Source organism: Thauera mechernichensis (genome assembly GCF_029588855.1).
In the GTDB taxonomy this organism is placed as follows: Bacteria; Pseudomonadota; Gammaproteobacteria; order Burkholderiales; family Rhodocyclaceae; genus Thauera; species Thauera mechernichensis.
In genome coordinates, this window is record NZ_JARQZE010000039.1 from 1 (window position 1) to 2574 (window position 2574).

Annotated in this window: 2 protein-coding genes; both read right to left on the reverse strand. The window is 63.9% G+C overall.

The features are described from left to right. Window positions 1–176 precede the first annotated feature (176 nt). Window positions 177–974: an IS21-like element helper ATPase IstB gene (gene istB, locus P7F68_RS19820; protein ID WP_277835651.1), complete on the reverse strand. Its 798-nt coding sequence runs from the start codon at window positions 972–974 to the stop codon at window positions 177–179. Further along, the gene (gene istA / locus P7F68_RS19825; RefSeq protein WP_277835653.1) at window positions 967–2457 is read right to left on the reverse strand and encodes an IS21 family transposase; all 1491 of its coding nucleotides are present in this window, start codon (window positions 2455–2457) and stop codon (window positions 967–969) included. The genes istB and istA overlap by 8 nt, the downstream gene beginning before the upstream one ends. Window positions 2458–2574: the final 117 nt, after the last annotated feature.

Below are 2574 nucleotides of genomic sequence, written 5' to 3' on the forward strand. Positions count from 1 at the left end.
GTGTCGGCGCGCGTCTAAAACTACCCAGCGGTGCGCATTGAATTTTACCCAGGCACTTTAGCTGCTCGTCATGGAGCAGGCGATGTTCAGTGTAGTCGAGTTACTGACCGCGAGTGTGCGCAGAGAAGAACGCGAAGGGCGTAGCCCGAAGCGGGCTTCTCTGCGCGGGCGCCGGGTCAGAACGGCTCGTCCTCGGTGAGGGTGCCGCGCTTGGATTGCTCACGGTCCTTGATCCGCGACCGCGCGCTGGCCGAGCTCTGACGGAAGCGATAGGACTCGTTGCCCGTCTCGACGATGTGGCAGTGATGGGTCAGCCGGTCGAGCAGTGCCGTCGTCATCTTCGCATCGCCGAACACGCTCGCCCATTCGCCGAAACTCAGGTTGGTCGTGATCATCACGCTGGTGTGCTCGTACAGCTTCGAGAGCAGGTGAAACAGCAGCGCTCCGCCGCTCTGGCTGAACGGCAGGTAGCCCAGTTCATCGAGAATCACCAGGTCCATGCGCAGTAACGAGAAGGCGAGCTTGCCGGCTTTGCCGGCCGCCTTCTCCTGCTCGAGCAGATTGACCAGATCAACGGTCGAGTAAAAGCGCACCCGCTTGCTGTGCCGGGTGATCCCTGACACGCCCAGCGCCGTGGCCAGGTGCGACTTGCCAGTGCCGGTGCCGCCGATGAACACGACGTTGTGGGCCTGCGCAGTGAAGTCGAGCGTGGCGAGTTCCTGGATCAGTGCCCGCTCCACCTTCGACTGCTCGAAGTCGAACCCGGCCAAGTCCCGGTGCACCGGGAAGCGGGCTGCCTGCAGTTGATAGCGGATCGAGCGCAGGTGACGGTCGGTATGCTCGGCCTCGAGCAGGTGCTCGAGCAGCCAACCCGAACTCTGACACCCGAGCTCACTCGTGGACACCAGTTCCGCCCAGGCGTCGGCCATCCCGTACAGGCGCAGGGCTTTCAGTTCGGCAAGCACATCACGCATGGCTCACCTCCGCACGCAGCCGGTCGTAACGCTGCGGGTCTGCCATCGGTGTTTCGCTCAGGGTCAGTACCGTGTCGACGGTCGGCGTGGCGGGGGCTGACTTCAGGCGGTTGAGCACGTTCTCGATATGCTCGGGGCTGGGGCGGCCCGCTTCGAGCGCCAACTCCACCGCCACGATCACCGCCCCCAGGCCATGCTGAGGCACGGCGGCGAGCACCTTCGCCATGACCCGATCTCCGCCTTCGCGCTTGAGCAGCAGAGCGCGCAGCGTCTGCAGTGGCGCGGGCATGTCAGCGAAGGGGGCACCGTTCCTGAGCGCACCGGGCTTGCGCTCGATCAGCGGCAGATAGTGCTGCCAGTCATAGCGCGCTTCGTTGCGCGTGAAGCTGCGCACGTGACGGGCCACGACGGCGTCGTGCGCGACGAGCTCGATCCGCTCGGGATACACCCGGATACCGACCATCTGCCCCACCAACTCGCACGGCGCTGAATAGCGGCAGCGCTCGAACGTGACCAGGCAGGTGCTCGACACCTTGCCCAGCGTCTCCACGTAGCCGTCGAAGGGTGTGATCATCGGCATCAGGCTGGGCTGTTCCTGCTCGAGCATCTCCGCCAGGCTAAGGTCGTACCCCGGATGCTTGAGCTCCTGCCACAGGCTGCGACACTTCGCCAGCAACCACAGGTTCAGCTCGGTGAAGGAGCCAAAGCGTGTCTCGCTCGCCTCCTGCCAGATCCGCCGTCGGCTGTCCTGCACGTTCTTCTCGACGACGCCTTTCTCCCAGCCGCTGGCGACATTGCAGAAGTCCGGTTCGAACAGGTAGTGCGAGGCCATCGCCGCAAAGCGTGTATTGACCACCCGCGCCTTGCCTTTCTTCACCCGGTCGACGGCGGTCTTCATGTTGTCGTAGATCCCGCGCCGGGCCACGCCGCCGAGCGCGGCAAACGCCCGCGAGTGCGCATCGAACAGCATCTCGTGGCTCTGCGTCGGATACGCCTGCACGACAAAGGCACGGCTGTAGCACAGCTTCAGGTGCGCCACGAGCACCTTGCGCCACACCCCGCCGATGACCAGGTGCTCCTCGCTCCAGTCGAACTGATGCGCCTCACCCGGCTCGAACTGCAGTGGAACGAAGGCCTTCGTGACCGATTTGCCGCCTTCGGCCTTCCAGCGCCGGATGAACTCGGTGACGCGGCTGTAATCGCCGTCAAACCCCTGCGCTTGCAACTGCGCAAACAGCTTCAGCGCCGTACGCCGGTCCCGTTGCGGTCGCCGTGCATCAGTCTCAAGCATCTTCACCAACTGCGCCGCGTACGGCGCGATCTTGGTGTCGCTCACCTTTCGTTGGTACTTCGGCTCAACCCCCTCGGGCGCCTTCAACCACTTGCGGATCGTCTTGCGCGTCAGTCCCGTGCGACGCTCGATCTCCGAGAGCGTGAGCCCCTCCCGGTAGTACAACCTTCTTACCTTCCCCAGCAGATTCATGGTGATCATCTCCTCTGTTCCCCGCTCCTCGACGGAAGCGGCGGAGGTTAATCACCTGGATACTTTTCAGCGCGCAGACCCCGCGAAATCTGGGTAGTTTTCAGTGCGCGTCAACAC